Origin of the sequence: Bradyrhizobium cajani, assembly GCF_009759665.1 — a bacterium.
Taxonomy (GTDB): Bacteria; Pseudomonadota; Alphaproteobacteria; order Rhizobiales; family Xanthobacteraceae; genus Bradyrhizobium; species Bradyrhizobium cajani.
On record NZ_WQNE01000032.1, the window covers coordinates 33,968 to 49,103 of the forward strand.

The following is a 15,136-nucleotide window of genomic DNA, read 5'->3' on the forward strand; positions in this document are numbered from 1 at the left end:
GGACGCTTTGCTCCCATTCGACGGCTTCATGGCGGATTACGACCTTGCGATCATCGGCGGCGGACTGAACGGTGTCAGCCTCGCCCGCGATGCGGCTGGCCGCGGCCTGCGGGTCATCCTGTTCGAGCAGGGCGATCTTGGCGGCGCGGCGTCGTCGGCGACACCGCGGCTGATCCATGGCGATCTGTCGCTGCTGGAACGCCGCGGGTTCTGGCGGGTGCGCCGAGCCCTCGCCGAGCGGCCGATCTGGCTCCGGATCGCGCCGCATCTGGTCCGGCCGATGCGCTTCGTGATCCCCGCGCATTCCAACGAGCGCCCGCCATGGCTGCTGCGTGCCGGCTTGTATGTGTATGACAGCCTCACGAACCGGGCCGGCCTGCCGGGATCGGCGACCCTCGACATCACGCATCATCCGGTCGGCAATGCGCTGAAGCGCCCGTTCGGCACGGCGTTCGAATATTGGGACTGCGTGGTCGATGATTCCCGCCTGGTGGTGCTCACGGCGCTCGATGCCGCCGAACGCGGCGCTGAGATCCGGACCGGGGCACGTTGCGTCCGTGCGGACCGGGGCGATATCTGGCGGCTCGCGGTGGTCGACCGAGGCCATCGGCACGTGATCACGGCCCGGGCGCTGGCCAATGCCACCGGCGGCTGGACGTCGATGGTCGCAGAGACCGTGCTGCGGCAGCCGCCGCCGGCGACATCGGCCATGCAGATGAGCCAGATCGTCGTGCCGCGGCTGTTCGAGTCCGACAACGTCTACGTCTTCCAGAACGCTGACGGACGTTTGATCTTCGCCCGGCCGTTCGAGCGCGACTTCACACTGATCGGCACGGTCACGCACGCCTTCACCGGCGATCCCGCGATCGTGGCGATGCCGGGGGCTGACGTCAGCTATCTCTGTGAAGCGGCGAGCCGCTATTTCCGCGAGCGCGTCGCGCCGACCGACGTGGTCCACACCGTCTCCGGCGTCAACCTGACGCTGGCGTCCGCACGCCGTCGCGACGGGACGCTGTTCCACGCGCGCCGGCGCAAGGCGCCCTTGATCACCATGTTCGGCGGCGACGTCACGACTTCGCGCCTGCGCGCGGAGCGGGCGATAACGAAGCTGACGCCGTTCTATCCGATGTCGCCGCGCTGGACCGCCGGCGCGGCGCTGCCCGGTGGTGATTTCGCCTGGGATCGTTTCGACACGGAAGTGGACCTCGCCCGCGACCGCTGGCGGTTTCTCTCGGAGCCGGAGGCCCAGCGCCTGGTCGCGGCCTATGGCTCGCGCCTGCCGGCGGTGCTCGGTGAGGCAAAAGCCCGCGACGAGCTCGGCCCGGCCTTCGGCCCCGAACTGACCGGCGCCGAGGTGCGCTACCTCATGAGGCACGAATGGGCGCGCTTTCCCGACGACATCCTGTGGCGCCGCTCCAAGCTCGGCCTGACCATGCCGGCGGTGGACCGCGACGCGCTGGCCGCCTTCATGGCGGGCACCAGCTAGACGGAGTCACGCTTGCCGGGCATCCCGCCGGGATCGCGAGCGCCATGACGGATGGCGTGGATGATGATCTCCTGGCTCCCAATCTCGTAGAAGACGAGAAATGGGTAGGGCGTTGTCGTCAGCCTTCGGATATCCGGATCATCAGTCCGCAGACCGATCTCCGGATGCGCTGGCAACAGACCGATCACGTCCTGAATGCGCTTTTGGACGCGTGCGGCTCCCCGAGGAGACGCTTCTGCAACGTAAGTCAGGATGGAATCGAGGTCGGCGAGCGCCGGAAGCGTGTAGCGAATAATCACAAGCCGTGCTTGGCCCAAGTCGCACGGACTTGAGCCTCAGTCGCGAATTCGCCCCGCGCGGCAGCCTTCCTGGATGCGGCAATTGCCGACCTCTCGTCATCCGAGAGGATGACGGGATCGGCTGCTTCTGCGCCGGCGAGCTGGAGTACGATCCGGGCAATGTCATCCTGCGCGTCGGCCGGCAGACTGCGCGCGATCTCCAGGGCCTGATCCAGCAACTTGGTCATGCCTACACCATACGTCTTTTGGTGTCCGTCATGAAGGCCAATTTGGGAGGATCCTCCCGAACCGGTTGAGCTAGGGCCAATCGGCCGCTAGCGTGCGGCGGAATCGGGGTTGGCAGGGACCATGACTGACGAGTTGCCCAGAACGGACGCCGCGGCCAATGCGGCCGGCGGCGATGCTCATCCGGCAGCGGGCCAGCCGCTGCTGCGCATCGAGGGCGTTGCCAAGACGTTCGGGACGTTCCGGGCCGTGGACGGCGTCTCGCTCGACATCAAGGCCGGCGAGTTCTTCGCGCTGCTTGGCCCCAGCGGCTGCGGCAAGACCACGCTGCTCCGCATGCTCGCCGGCTTCGAGGCGCCGGACGAGGGGCGCATCCTGCTCGGCGGCAAGGACATCGCGCAGGCGCTGCCGCATGAGCGCCCGATCAACATGATGTTCCAGAACTACGCGCTGTTTCCGCATCTGTCGGTACGCGACAACATCGCCTTCGGCCTGAAGCGCGCCGGCATGGCGCGCGCCGACATCGCCATGCGCGTGGCGGAGATGGTTGCGCTGGTGAAGCTCGAAGGCCTGGAGAAGCGCAAGCCCGACCAGCTCTCCGGCGGTCAGCGCCAGCGCGTGGCGCTGGCGCGGGCATTGGCGCGGCGGCCGCAGCTCCTGCTGCTCGACGAGCCGCTCGCAGCGCTGGACAAGAAGCTGCGCGAGAGTACGCAAGGAGAGCTGATGGAGCTCCAGCGCCGGCTTGGCATGACCTTCATCGTCGTCACCCACGACCAGGAGGAGGCGATGACGATGGCGAGCCGGATCGGCGTGATGAAGGCCGGCAAGCTCGCCCAGGTCGCGAGTCCCCGCGAGCTCTACGAGGCGCCGCGCTCGCGGTGGATCGCGGAGTTCGTCGGCGACATCAATCTGTTCGACGGCGAGTCAAAATTGCGTGACGGTCACCGCCTGATCATCGGTACGCGTGATGCGGGTACGCTGGTGGTGGCCGAGCCGCGCGAGCCGATCGGAGCGGGAAGATTTGCGGTCGCGATCCGCCCCGAAAAGATCAAGCTCTCGCGCCGCGCCCCGGTGTCTGAAGCCGGTCGTGAAACGGCGATCAACAGTCTGGACGGCGTGATCGCCGACATCTGCTATCTCGGCGGCACCACCACCTACAAGGTGAAGCTCGACGCCGGCGGAATGGTGCAGGCGTCGGTGGCCAACAGCGTGCGCCTCGACGTCCACGCCTACAGCCTGAACCAGCATGTCGTCGCCTGGTTCACGCCCGACGATTGCGTGGTGCTGCCGTCATGAGCGGGCGCCGCATCTTCGCGCGACCGGCGCGCTTCGCCGCGATCGCGCCCTATCTCTGGATGGTGCTGTTCTTCCTGGTGCCGTTCGCCTTCGTGCTGAAGATCAGCCTGTCGCAGACGGCGATCGCGCAGCCGCCTTACGTGCCGCTGTTCGACCTGACGGCGGGTTGGGAGGCGCTCAGGGCTGCCTTTGCCGCGCTGTCGCCCGACAATTTCAAGCTGCTCGGCTCCGACGACATCTACGTGTTCGCCTATGTGCGCAGCCTCACCGTCGCCGTCACGGCGACCGCGCTGCTGCTGCTGATCGGCTATCCCGTCGCCTATGGCATGGCGCGGCTGCCGACGCGCTGGCAGGCGGTGGCGATGGTGCTGGTGATCGTGCCGTTCTGGACCTCGTTCCTGATCCGCATCTATGCCTGGATCAACATCCTCCAGCATGATGGCCTGCTCAATCAGATCCTGCTCGCGCTGCACCTGGTCAGCCAGCCGGTGGTATGGCTCTCCACCGACACCGCGATGTATATCGGCATCGTCTATTCGTATCTGCCGTTCATGATCCTGCCGCTCTACGCCACGCTTGCGAAGATGGAGCCGGCGCTGGAGGAGGCTGCCTCCGATCTCGGCGCGCCGCCCTGGCAGGTGTTCTGGCTCGTCACCTTCCCGCTGTCGCTGCCCGGCGTCGGTGCCGGCGTGCTCTTGTGCTTCATCCCGATCGTCGGCGAATTCGTCATTCCGGACCTCCTGGCCGGGTCGAATTCGCTGATGATCGGCCAGACCCTGTGGCTCGAATTCTTCACCAACAAGGACTGGCCGGTCGCATCCGCTGCGGCGATCGTGCTGCTCATGGTGCTGCTGGTGCCGCTTCTGCTGTACGAACGGGTGCAGAAGCGGCAGCTGGAACAGGGGCGGTGACGCCATGCGCAAGGTCTCCCGCCTGTCCCGCTTCAACATCGCTTCGCTGGCGCTGGGGCTGGCCTTCCTTTACTTGCCGATCCTGATCCTCGTCATCTATTCCTTCAACGCCTCGCGGCTGGTGACGGTGTGGGGCGGCTGGTCGCTGCGCTGGTATCACGAGTTCTTCAATGACCGCGCCATGATCGAGGCGGCCTGGATGAGCCTGCGGGTCGCGGTCTCGTCCGCGACCATCGCGACGCTGCTCGGCACGCTCGCGGCTGTCGCCCTGTCGCGTGGTGAGCGCTTCCGCGGCCGCACGCTGTTCTCCGGCATGCTCTATGCGCCGCTGGTGATGCCGGAGGTGATCACCGGATTGTCGCTGCTGCTGTTGTTCGTGGCGCTGAACGCCGAGCGCGGCTTCTGGACCGTGACGATCGCCCACACCACGCTGACGATGTGCTTCGTCGCCGTGGTCGTGCAGTCCCGCCTCGGTTCGCTCGATCGTTCGCTGGAGGAGGCGGCGATGGACCTCGGCTGCGATCCCGTCCGCGCGTTCGTCGCCGTGACGCTGCCGCTGATCGCGCCCGCGATCGTCGCCGGCTGGATGCTGGCCTTCACGCTGTCGCTCGACGACCTCGTGATCGCGAGCTTCACCACCGGCCCGGGCTCGGCGCCACTGCCGATCCGGATCTATTCGGAGGTGCGGCTCGGCGTGAAGCCCGAGATCAACGCGATCTGCACGCTGGTGATCGCCCTGATCGCGGTCGTCATCGTCATCGCCTCGCTCGCCTCGAAACTGACGAGCTCGCAGGGCGAGAGCGCGGCGCCGTTGTAAGCCCTGCTGTCATTGCGAGGAGCTCTTGCGACGAAGCAATCCAGTCTGCTTCTGCAAAGGTAGTCTGGATTGCTTCGCGGAGCCTGTCATCGGGCCGCGCTTCGCGCGGACCCGTTGGCTCGCAATGACAGGATGAAGCCTTACGACTTCACCGCGCCTGCCGTGAGCCCGCCCACCATGTAGCGGCGGAAGGCATAGTAGATCGCGGCCGGCGGCAGCGCGTAGATGAAGCCGGTCGTCATCAACAACTCCCACGGCGAATCGTCGGCGGCGAGGAAGTTGCCGAGCGCGACGGGGAGGGTGATCTCGCGGTCGTTCGAGAGCAGCAGGAACGCGTAGAGATATTCGTTCCAGGCCAGCAGCACCGCATAGGTGCCGATCGCGACCAGCGACGGCATCATCAGCGGCAGATAGACCAGGCGGAAGATCTGTAGCGTGGTGGCGCCGTCCATGACGGCGGCTTCATCGAGCTCGACGGGGAGCTTGTCGGAGGCCTGCTTCAGCACCCAGATCGCATAAGGGCTGGCGATCGTCACCATGGCGAGGATCAGCGACCAGTGATTGTTGAGCAGGCCGTAATTGCCCATGGTGCGGTACATCGGCACGGCGAGGAACGCCGCTGGGATGAAATAGGTGAAGAGCGCGAGGTTCATCACGACGCGCCCGCCGGGCACGCGCAGCCGCGAGATCGAGAACGCCGCGGCGGTCGCGATGAACAGCGTCAGCACGCCGACGGAGACGGCGATCACCGTCGAATTCCAGAACTGGATGTAGAAGTCGCGCAGGAAGTAGTGCTGCTGCTTGAACACGATCTCGAAGTTGTGCAGCGTCGGATGGTCCGGCCACAGCTTGCCCGAGAACGCGTCCTCCTTCGGGGAGATCGCGAACAGGAACATGTGATAGATCGGGATCATCGTCCACAGGAAGACGGGAATGCCGATCAGCAGGAGCCGCGCTTCGGTCCCGACTTCGCGCAAGGTGGGGAGCTTCATCGCGACAACCGTTTCATCATGAAATACACGAGCGGCAGGACGAACGGCATCGCACAGACGATGGAGGCCATCGCAAGCGAGAGCTGGTCGAGCCGGAGATAGCGGATGCCCAGCGTCGCCAGCACGTGTGTCAGGTCCGCCGGGCCGCCGCCAGTGAGCAGATAGACGCTGTTGAAGTCGCCGAGCGTCCAGATCATCGAGAGCAGCGTGCAAGTGATGTAGAGCGTCTGCATCGACGGCCAGGTGATGTAGCGGAACTTCTGCCACCAGCTGGCGCCGTCGACCTCGGCGGCCTCGAACAGATCATGCGAGATCGCAAGGCGGCCGGTGATCAGGATCAGCGTCCAGAACGGCAGCGACTTCCAGATGTGCACGGCGATCGCCATGGTCAGCGCCACCGTCGGATCGTTCAGCCAGTTCGGGCCGTCGTCGCCGGTGAAGGAGAAGATGAAGTGGTTGATCATGCCCCATTCGGGATTGAGCATGAACCGCACCGACAGGATGGTCGGGATCGACGGCACCGCCCAGGGCAGGATGAAGATCACCGACAGCCATTTGATCCAGGTCCGCTGCTGCGCGAAGAAGCCGGACAGGAACAGCGCGATCAGCATCTTGATGTTGATGCCGATGACCAGGAAGATCAGCGTGTTGACCGCGGCGCGCGCGAAGATCGGGTCGTTGTAGAGGGCGACGTAGTTCGCCGGAGCGCGCGCCAGCCACAGTCCGTAGCCGACGGGATAGACGACGAAGGCGAGGAAGACGAGCAGATAGGGCGCGAGCAGGATGATGCCCCAGACCTGCGCCGGGGTCAGCCGCGACGACAGGGGTGGCCCGGGCATTGCCTGATCGCCAGAGAGCGTGATCGCCATTCTTTTCGGACTCTTCCTTTTCGGACACTTCAAAGAGAAGCCGGCCGCGAAACGCGGCCGGTGTTGTTCTTACACCTCTCCCCGCAAAGCGGGGAGAGGGAAGGATGATTTAACCCGCGACCTGCTTGATCCGGGCGATCAGTTCGTCGACGGCCTTGTCAACCGGAACCTTCTCGCTCACCACCCGGTTCATCGCCTTCGCCCACACGTTCTCGTTGTTGAGGATCGTGAACTTCCAGTTCTTGGTGAAGTCGAACGCGGCGGTGCCGCCCTTGAACTGCGCGTAGACCGCCTTGCGGTGCTTGTCGGCCTGCCAGAACGGGCTTTCCTGGCTTTCCTTCGTCACCGGGAACCAGCGGCCAAGCGCACCCTCGATGTAGGGACGGACGTTCTCTTCCTGGAGCAGGAAGCTGATGAACTGCTTGGCCTCCGGCTTGTTCTTGGCCGCGGTGAAGACCAGTCCGGTCTTGACGTCGGAGCGATAGCGGATGGTGGAGCCGTCCGGAGCCTTCGGGAAGGACGCCGTGACGATGTCCTGCTCATAGGCCTTCTTGCCGGCGTCGCGCTGCTCCTGGGTCAGGGCCTGGTTGGTCGAGTCCTCGAACCACTTCGCCGCGATCGAGATCGTGAAGTTGTGGGTCATCACGATGGTCTTGTTGTGGAAGGCGACGTTGTTGTCCGGATCCTTCCAGGTCGTCGAGGAGGGCGGCGTGCAGCCCTTGATGTAGGTGTCGGTGTAGTCCTTCATCGCCTTGATCAGGTTCTCGCGGACCTTGGGATCATCGACCAGCAGCTTGCCGTCGTCGTCGACCAGCTTGACGTGGTAGGCGTCCATGAAGGTGTAGAACGACTGGAAGGCGTCGGTGGATTCCACGCCCATCGGCTGGCCGACGGCATAGATGCGCTGGCCGGTCGCCTTGCGGATCGCCGGCTGCACCTTGTCGCACCAGAACGTCCAGTAGCCCGTCCAGTCGGTCGGAATGTCGGCGAGCTTGAAGCCGGCCTTCTCCAGCATGTCGTTCCAGATCTGGACGTGCATGCTCTGCTGCTTCAGCGGGAAGCCGTAATAGGCCTTCTTCTTGGTGACGTCGTTGTAGAGGATCGAGGCGTCCAGCGTGTTCTGCACGAACCGGCCCTTGATCGGCTCCATGACGTCCGTGAGGTCCTCGAGCTTGCCCTCATAGGCCCACTTGCCCTGCGCCTGCACGTCATAGGAATCGGAATAGGCGACATCGGGCACGGTGCCGGCATCGAGCGCGGCGACCGTCTTCGGAATCATGTCCTGGATCGCGTATTGCGACAATTCGACCTTGATGCCGGTCTTGGCTTCGAATTTCTTGATCGTATCGATCAGCGCGTCATCTTCGGACCGGTAGAAGCCCTTGCCCCACCAGACCGTGATCGTCTTCTGCTGCGCAAACGCGGGTGCAGTGGCCGCAAAAAGCCCAACCGCAGCGACCGCCAATGATACTGCGCCAATAACCTTGGATCTCACGTTTTTCTCCCTCAAACGGCCGGTGTTTTTAACCGGTCGTATAAAACACTAGCGCATGGCCGTCAGCCGATCTAGCGGCATCTTGTCAGACCTATGTCGTGGGTGAGGGGCTGGAGGAGATGCTCAACGCGTGCATCGATCCAATCGCCGCATCAATTCGCCCCGATTAATTCGCGACGATCATGCGGCGGCCGATGGAACGCCGTCAGTTCGACTTCTGGTTCTCTTTGGCATTCTCCGCCGTCGGCGATTCTGCCGGTGCGGAGCGCTTTCCGCTGCCGGTGATCCGCTCGATCGCCGAGCGCACGGCATCGCCGCCCTTGCGGTCCTTCAGCATGTCGAGCAGCGGCGCGGAGGCCGGCGAGCGGCGGATCAGGCTCTCGGGGTCGGGGAAGATCAGCGGATCGTCCCAGGGGCCCTGCACCACGAAGGGCAATTCGAAGCCCGAGGCGGTGTTGAGGCTCGCCACGCCCTTCATGTCGTATTCGCGCGTCGGCACTGACGCGGTGCCGGTCATCGTGATCTTGGCCGCCGGCCCCTCGACGCGGATGTCCTCGGCGGTCGCGACCCCGTCGGCGAACTTCACCGCGATGGTGAGATTGTTGTAGGGCGTCGAGCCGTTGCGGAAATTGCCGCCGCCTGACAGCGGCCGCCGCTCCAGCCGCTTCAGCAGCTGCTCGGCATTGAAGCCTGCGATCGCGCCGTCATGCCCGGTCACCGTGGCGGTGCCGTCGAGCGACTGCACGAGGCCGAACGGGCTCGAGCCGGAGGCGAGGAGCGAGACGTTGATGTTGCCGCGGCCGGACAGCTTGTTGATGCCGAACAGCTCGGAGGCGCAGGCCTGGAGATCGACATCGGTGAACTGGAATTGCGCCTTGACGTCGGCGACGGTGTCGGAGCGCGCGATGCCGAACGAGCCCTTGGCGATGCCGCCATAGACCTGCGCTTCTCCGACCGAGAGCGCCAGCGTGCCGTTGCGCAGGTTCGCTCCGACGGCGGTGCGGCCGAACTTCGAGGGGCCGACCGTCAGCTTGGCGGCCGACAGGCGCATATCGAGGTCGGTGGTCGAAAGCCCGTTGAGATCGAACAGCTGCCTGTTCCAGTCGCGCGCGCCGCTCGCGAGCAGTCGGAAGGTCGAGATATAGGGCGTGAAGTCGAGCGCGTCGGCGGCGAGCGTCGCCTGCAGCGTCTGCCGGCCGTTATTGGCGTAGGTCATCACGCCCTCGGCGGTATTGCCGTCGAGCTCGACATTGACGTTGGTGAGCGCGATCGAGGCGCCGACGACGTTGGCGCGCGCCTTCAGCGCGAAGCGGCCGAAGCCGCCGCTGCCGGGCTGCGGCTGTCCGGTCCAGCGCAGCGCGTTGCGCAAGGACGGGCTGTCGATGGTGAGCGTGCCTTCCATCATCGGGCTGGTGCGGTTGGCGACGCTGCCGTCGAAGGCGAGCTTGAGCGGGGCGCTGGCGATCCGCGCCTTCAGTCCCGAGCGTTCGCCGGAAAGGGCGGCGACGAAATCGGCGAAGCTGATGGAGCCGTCGACGCGCTCGCCGCGCCAGTCGAACTGCCCGGTCGCGGCGAAGGAGCGCGAGATCGAGGGCCAGGCCAGCGACAGGTCGATGTCCTCGAACTTCTCCGAGGCGTGCGCGGTGGCGTCCTGGAAATCGAGCACGCCGTCCTGGATCCTGATCTCGGAGAACGAGACCTGGTTGTCGGCGCCGGGCTTCATCGTGCGCGCGATGGTCTGGATGAAGGGCGTCCAGTTGCTCTCGCCATCCGCCTTCAGGCTGACATGGATGTGCGGCCGCAGCAGCGTCAGGTCGGAGATCTCGAACCGTTGCAGCAGGAGCGGCAGCAGCCGCAGATTGGCGGTGAGCACGTCGACATGGAGCGCGGGGTCGCTGGTGCCGCCGCCTTTCAGGCCGACATCGTGGAAGGAGATGTAGCTCGCCGGCAGCACCGAAATGTCGATGCTCCCCGCGACACTGAGCTCGAGCCCGGTAACGTCACGGATCTGTGCTTCCACCGCCTTGCGCAGCGCGTCACGGTTGATGAGCCAGGAGGTCGCGATCAGGGCGATCAGCGCGACACCGAGCAGCGCCGCGATCGGCGTCCCGAGGCGCTTCATTCCTTGGGCCATGGTCAATGGCATGTCCTGAACGGGTTGGTCGTTGGAGCCAGAAGGGCGGGCCGGGAAACCTGCGTGCCCACGCCCAACCCCCGCAACTTGATGGGTTTTCTTGTCGCTTTCAAGGCCGCGGGCGGTTCTGCCCACGGCGTGGGCAGCTTCTACCACTCGCCGGCGGAGCGGAGAACCCCGTATCATTGACGGCTTCGGAGGAATTCGCCTAATAATCGCCGCCAATAAGGCGCGACGGCCTGCAAGCCGAAGGTTCACTCGAAGGTTATTTGCATGAACAAGGTCTATCCCGACGCCAAATCGGCTCTCGAGGGCGTTCTCAAGGACGGCATGATGATCATGTCGGGCGGCTTCGGCCTCTGCGGCATCGCCGAGGAGTTGTCGGATGCGATCCGCGAGTCCGGCGTCAAGGGCCTGACGGTGGTCTCCAACAACGCCGGCGTCGACGGCATCGGGCTCAGCCGCCTGCTAGAAACCCGCCAGATCAAGAAGATGATCTCGTCCTATGTCGGCGAGAACAAGCTGTTCGCGCAGCAATTCCTCGCTGGCGAGCTGGAACTCGAATTCAATCCGCAGGGCACGCTCGCCGAGCGCATCCGCGCCGGCGGCGCCGGCATTCCGGCCTTCTACACCAAGACCGGCGTCGGCACGCTGATCGCCGAAGGCAAGGAAGTGAAGGAGTTCGACGGCGAGAAGTATCTGATGGAGCGCGGCCTGTTCGCCGACCTCGCCATCGTGCACGCCTGGAAGGGCGACACCGCCGGCAACCTCATCTACCGCAAGACCGCGCGCAACTTTAACCCGATGATGGCGACCGCCGCCAGGATCACGGTGGCCGAGGTCGAGCATCTGGTTCCGGCCGGTGAGCTCAATCCCGACCACATCCACACGCCCGGCATTTTCGTGAAGCGCATCGTCGAGGTCGGCACGGCCAAGAAGCGCATCGAATTCCGCAACACCCGCCCGCGGCCTGCGGCTTAAGCGCGACACAGGAGAACTGATATGGCCTGGACCCGTGAACAGATGGCCGCGCGCGCCGCGAAGGAATTGCGCGACGGCTACTACGTCAATCTCGGCATCGGCATCCCGACGCTGGTCTCGAACTACATCCCCGACGGCATGGACGTCAGCCTCCAGAGCGAGAACGGCATGCTCGGCATGGGCCCGTTCCCTTATGAAGACGAGGTGGACGCGGACCTCATCAACGCCGGCAAGCAGACGGTGAGCGAGCTGCCCTCGACGTCCTATTTCTCGAGCGCCGATTCCTTCGGCATGATCCGCGGCGGCCATATGGATCTGTCGATCCTCGGCGCCATGCAGGTGGCCCAGAACGGCGATCTCGCCAACTGGATGATCCCCGGCAAGATGGTCAAGGGCATGGGCGGCGCGATGGATCTCGTTGCCGGCGTCAAGCGCGTCGTCGTGGTGATGGAGCATTCCGCCAAGGACGGCCCGAAGCTGCTGAAGCAGTGCAACCTGCCGCTGACCGGTGAGCGCGTGGTCGACATGGTCGTCACCGATCTGGCCGTCTTCACCATCGACAAGCACGGCGACGGCGGCATGGCGCTGATCGAGCTCGCCGACGGCGTCTCGCTCGACGAGGTCAAGGCCAAGACCGAGGCCGAATTCCGCATCGCGCTGAAGAACACGTAAGCGAGGAACGCTGGGGCGCGCATCGCGACGGTCTGTGCGTCCTCACGATCCTGGCTGAGCGCTGCCATTCCTCGTGAAGGCGGACGATGGTGGCCGCTCGATCAATCACGAATATCTCTGAAGTCCCGGATCGCGCGATCAGGTCGGGCGATGAGGACTCGATTGGTCGAAGCGCCGGGAATGTGCGGACGATGCGGCCATGCCCTCAAGCGGGGCCGCTCGGTACCTCGGAGAACCGGGTCAGCCAGGCAACCGGGCCGATGCTGGCGGCGACGATCAGGAGGGCCGCGAGCGCGCCGTCCTCGAAATTGCCGCGGCTCGCGAACTGGTAGATCGACGTCGACAGTGTTTCGACGTTGAGCGGCCGCAACAGCAGCGTTGCCGGGAGCTCCTTCAGGCAGTCGACGAACATGATGATGATTGCGCCAAGCATCGCGGGCCGGAGCAACGGCAGATAGATCTGCCACAACACGACCGCCTGGCCAGCGCCGACCGTCCGCGCGCTCTCGTCATAGTCGCGCGGAATGCTGTCGAACCCGGCCTTGATCATGCCGACCGGCACGGCCAGAAAACGGATCGCATAGGCGATGACGACGGCCGTCCCAGAGCCGACCAGGATCAGCCCGGGGAGGGAGCTTCCGATCGAGGTGGCGACCGCGCTCATCGCGTTATCGACCGCCAGTACGGGAGTCAGAAGGCCGAGGGCAATCACGAGACCCGGCAGCGCATATCCGGTCTGCGCGATGCTCATCGCCAGATATCGCAGCGGATCCGGCCGAAAGCGGTGCGCGATCGTTGTGGCGAGCGCAAGCATCAGCGCCAGGAGCGTCGCGAGCGCCGCAAAGGCGAACGAATGGAAGGTGTGGCGCCACAGGAGCGGGTCGAAATTTGCAAGCAGTCCGCGACCGAGAGCCTGATGCGCCAGATAGGACAGCGGCACGGCGAAGCCCATCAGCACCGGCAGCACGCAGACCGCGAACGCGATCCACGCTCTTGCGCCTGAAAGCCGGGTCCGCTGCCTCACATGTGGGCTTTCGGCCGAGAATTCGGTGTTGGCGTTGCGGCGGCCGTAACGCTCCATCGCGATCAGGCCGGCGACGATCGCAAGCATCAGGCATGCGAGTTGCGCCGCACCTGCAAGGCTGCCGCGGTTGAGCCAGGTGGTGAAGATCGAGACCGTCAGCGTGCGGATGCCGAGATATTCGCTGGCGCCGATGTCGTTGAGCGTTTCCAGCGCGACCAGCGCAACGCCGACCGCGAGCGCCGGCCGCGCCATCGGCAGTGAGACGCGCCAGAAAACGGTCCATCGGCCGGCGCCCAGAGTCTTGGCCGCCTCGGCGAATTCGGCAGACTGAACCTGGAACGTCGCGCGGGCCGACAGATAGACGTAAGGGTAGAGCACGAGCCCGATCACGAAGATGGCGCCCGGCAGCGAGCGCAGGTTGGGGAGATGGCCCAGGGCATCGCGCACTGGCATCCAGACCGCCAGGGTGCGATGCACCAGGCCGAGCGGTTCGAACAGGTCGGCATAGACGTAAGCCGCAAGATAGGTCGGAATCGCCAGCGGCAGCGGCATCAGCCACAGGAGCATGCCCCGGCCGGGAAAGTCGTGGCGCGACATCACCCATGCTGTGCCGGCGCCGATCAGGAGTGTGAGCGCGCCGACCCCGACGAGCAGAAGGGCGGTATCCAGGAGGGCGGCCGGCAGCACGTAGTTGACCAGGTCGTGCCACACATCGGCCGCCGGCTGCAAAGCCAGCGAAACGATCGAGATCACGGGCGCCGCGACCAGGATCGCGGTTGCGATCGCGATGGCGGTTGCGGCGCGTCCGGCGTGAGCACGACCTCTTGAGCGAGGCCGTGCGCCCGTAGCTTCTGACAGTTTGAGAGACGAGGGCCGCCAGAGATCAGTTGTCAAAGCCGGCCTTGTCCACCAGCGAGGCCGCAGCCTTGCGGTTGGCGGCGATCTTTGCGATCGGCAACGGATCTGGGCCGAGTTTGCCGTAGCCTGCGATGGTCGAGTTGATGGCGACACCGGCGCGAACCGGATATTCGTAGTTCTGGTCGGCATACATCTGCTGCGCCTGCTCGCTCACGAGCCACTCGATCAGCTTGACGCCGTTGGCCTTGTTGGGCGCGTGCTTGGCGAGCAGCACGCCGGAGAGGTTGACGTGGGTGCCGCCGCCTTCGAAGGTCGGCAGGATGACGCGGGTCGCCTCCGCCCACGGTTTCTTCTCGGGATCGTTGTTCATCATCAGCGCCCAGTAATAGGTGTTGCCGATGCCGATGTCGCACTTGCCGGCGGCAACGTCACGCGCGGCTTCGCGATCGCCGCCCGACGGCTTCTGCGCGAGGTTGGCCTTTACGCCGCGCAGCCATTCCTCGGCCTTGGCCTCGCCGTACTTGGCCGTGTAGGCCGCGAACAGCGCGTTGTTGTAGATGTGCTGGCCCGAGCGAATGCAGATCTTGCCCTTCCACTTGGGATCGGCGAGCTCCTCATAGGTGATCTTGTCCTGCTTGACGCGATCCTTCGAGGCATAGATCACGCGCGCGCGCATGGAGATGCCGGCCCAGTGTCCGTCCGGATCGCGATACTGCGCCGGCACGACCTTGTCGACGGCCTCCGACTTGATCGGCTGGGTGACGCCGGCCTGCACGGCCTCGTCGATGCGGCCGATGTCCACCGTCAGCAGCACGTCGGCCGGACTGTTGGCGCCTTCCGCCTTCATGCGCTGCTCAAGACCGGAGCTTGCGGAGACGACATTGACCTTGATGCCCGTATCCTTGGTGAAGGCGTCGAACAGCGGCTGGATCAGCTTGGTCTCGCGATAGGTATAGACGTTGACCTCGCCATTGGCGGCTGCTTCCGACACGAAGGATAAGGTCAGGCTCAATACCGCCGCAGACACGGCGAGGACGCGAAGATGGATCATAAGGGCTGCTCCCAGGCGCGCGATCG

Annotated in this window: 14 protein-coding genes; 6 read left to right on the forward strand and 8 right to left on the reverse strand. The window is 65.0% G+C overall.

Going from position 1 to position 15,136, the window contains the following annotated elements; all coding sequences use genetic code 11:
* Positions 1-28 precede the first annotated feature (28 nt).
* Positions 29-1,486, forward strand: a complete 1,458-nt coding sequence (locus GPL20_RS29985) for a glycerol-3-phosphate dehydrogenase (protein ID WP_157334498.1) — start codon at positions 29-31, stop codon at positions 1,484-1,486.
* Here GPL20_RS29985 and GPL20_RS29990 read toward each other — a convergent pair.
* Positions 1,483-1,785: a type II toxin-antitoxin system RelE/ParE family toxin gene (locus tag GPL20_RS29990; RefSeq protein WP_254126381.1), complete on the reverse strand. Its 303-nt coding sequence runs from the start codon at positions 1,783-1,785 to the stop codon at positions 1,483-1,485. The genes GPL20_RS29985 and GPL20_RS29990 overlap by 4 nt on opposite strands.
* Complete coding sequence (locus GPL20_RS29995; protein WP_157334502.1) at positions 1,782-2,012, reverse strand: hypothetical protein; 231 nt, start codon at positions 2,010-2,012, stop codon at positions 1,782-1,784. Before GPL20_RS29995 ends, GPL20_RS29990 begins: the two co-directional genes overlap by 4 nt.
* Before the next feature lie 121 nt (positions 2,013-2,133).
* Between GPL20_RS29995 and GPL20_RS30000 the strand changes: the two genes are divergently transcribed.
* Genes GPL20_RS30000 through GPL20_RS30010 form a run of 3 tightly spaced genes read left to right on the forward strand, consistent with a single transcriptional unit; the run spans position 2,134 to position 5,034 of the window.
* Positions 2,134-3,306 (forward strand): ABC transporter ATP-binding protein, encoded by a 1,173-nt coding sequence (locus GPL20_RS30000; RefSeq protein ID WP_157334504.1) that lies wholly within the window; start codon positions 2,134-2,136, stop codon positions 3,304-3,306.
* Positions 3,303-4,217: an ABC transporter permease gene (locus GPL20_RS30005; RefSeq protein ID WP_157334506.1), complete on the forward strand. Its 915-nt coding sequence runs from the start codon at positions 3,303-3,305 to the stop codon at positions 4,215-4,217. The genes GPL20_RS30000 and GPL20_RS30005 overlap by 4 nt, the downstream gene beginning before the upstream one ends.
* A 4-nt stretch (positions 4,218-4,221) precedes the next feature.
* Positions 4,222-5,034, forward strand: a complete 813-nt coding sequence (locus GPL20_RS30010) for an ABC transporter permease (RefSeq protein WP_157334508.1) — start codon at positions 4,222-4,224, stop codon at positions 5,032-5,034.
* Positions 5,035-5,174: 140 nt separating this feature from the next.
* Here GPL20_RS30010 and GPL20_RS30015 read toward each other — a convergent pair whose 3' ends face one another.
* The 4 genes from GPL20_RS30015 to GPL20_RS30030 form a co-directional block, all read right to left on the reverse strand.
* A complete protein-coding gene (locus GPL20_RS30015) occupies positions 5,175-6,026 on the reverse strand; it encodes a carbohydrate ABC transporter permease (protein ID WP_157334510.1) in 852 nt (283 codons plus the stop codon).
* Positions 6,023-6,895, reverse strand: a complete 873-nt coding sequence (locus tag GPL20_RS30020) for a carbohydrate ABC transporter permease (RefSeq protein ID WP_157334512.1) — start codon at positions 6,893-6,895, stop codon at positions 6,023-6,025. Before GPL20_RS30020 ends, GPL20_RS30015 begins: the two co-directional genes overlap by 4 nt.
* A gap of 109 nt (positions 6,896-7,004) precedes the next feature.
* On the reverse strand, positions 7,005-8,390 hold the full coding sequence (locus GPL20_RS30025; protein WP_254126377.1) for an ABC transporter substrate-binding protein: 1,386 nt from the start codon (positions 8,388-8,390) through the stop codon (positions 7,005-7,007).
* A 205-nt stretch (positions 8,391-8,595) separates the two neighbouring features.
* Positions 8,596-10,524, reverse strand: a complete 1,929-nt coding sequence (locus tag GPL20_RS30030; RefSeq protein WP_167533289.1) for an AsmA family protein — start codon at positions 10,522-10,524, stop codon at positions 8,596-8,598.
* Between the two features lie 273 nt (positions 10,525-10,797).
* Here GPL20_RS30030 and GPL20_RS30035 point away from each other — a divergent pair, with 273 nt between their 5' ends.
* Positions 10,798-11,505, forward strand: a complete 708-nt coding sequence (locus GPL20_RS30035; protein ID WP_157334518.1) for a CoA transferase subunit A — start codon at positions 10,798-10,800, stop codon at positions 11,503-11,505.
* A gap of 21 nt (positions 11,506-11,526) precedes the next feature.
* Positions 11,527-12,177, forward strand: coding sequence for a CoA transferase subunit B (locus tag GPL20_RS30040; RefSeq protein ID WP_157334520.1), 651 nt, complete (start codon positions 11,527-11,529; stop codon positions 12,175-12,177).
* 205 nt (positions 12,178-12,382) lie between these two features.
* Here the strand turns inward: GPL20_RS30040 and GPL20_RS30045 are convergent, their stop codons facing one another.
* On the reverse strand, positions 12,383-13,954 hold the full coding sequence (locus GPL20_RS30045) for an ABC transporter permease (protein ID WP_254126375.1): 1,572 nt from the start codon (positions 13,952-13,954) through the stop codon (positions 12,383-12,385).
* A gap of 130 nt (positions 13,955-14,084) precedes the next feature.
* Positions 14,085-15,110, reverse strand: coding sequence for a Fe(3+) ABC transporter substrate-binding protein (locus GPL20_RS30050; protein WP_157334522.1), 1,026 nt, complete (start codon positions 15,108-15,110; stop codon positions 14,085-14,087).
* Between the last annotated feature and the right edge of the window lie 26 nt (positions 15,111-15,136).